The organism is Arsenicibacter rosenii, assembly GCF_001870735.1.
GTDB lineage: Bacteria > Bacteroidota > Bacteroidia > Cytophagales > Spirosomataceae > Arsenicibacter > Arsenicibacter rosenii.
Window position 1 is genome coordinate 1 of the sequence record NZ_MORL01000277.1, and the last position, 427, is coordinate 427.

1 protein-coding gene is annotated in these 427 nt (G+C 58.1%); it reads left to right on the forward strand.

Annotated elements, in window-relative coordinates; translation table 11 throughout:
- Nucleotides 1-241: 241 nt before the first annotated feature.
- A partial coding sequence (locus BLX24_RS31245) for a hypothetical protein (protein ID WP_143092986.1) occupies nucleotides 242-427 on the forward strand: 186 nt, incomplete at its 3' end.

The window sequence follows — 427 nt, forward strand, 5'->3', positions numbered from 1 at the left end:
GTCTGGGATAAGATTGTGGCCAGCGTTGCCGACTGGAATGACGAAAGTAAACGGGCCACACTCACGGTGAAGCAACTGCGGGAAGTGTCTAAACAGCTGTCGGAAGAAATCGAAGGGCTGGTGCCGGGCACCAAAGAGCATGCGGAAGCCGTCCGCAAACAGGAGGAAGTCAACCGGCAGCTGAATACCACACTCAGCAAGGGGAAGGCGACCGTTTCCGACTGGGANNCAGCTGCGGGAAGTGGCCGATCAGCTGGGCAAGGAAATCGAAGGACTGATTCCCGGCACTAAGGAACACACCGAGGCCGTCCGCAAGCAGAAGGAGGTAAACCAGCAGCTGGGTAATACGCTGGAAGAGCAGCCGGGGGCCTGGGGCAAGCTGGCCAATGGCGTCGGTACCGTTTCAAAAGCGTTCGCTGCCTTTATG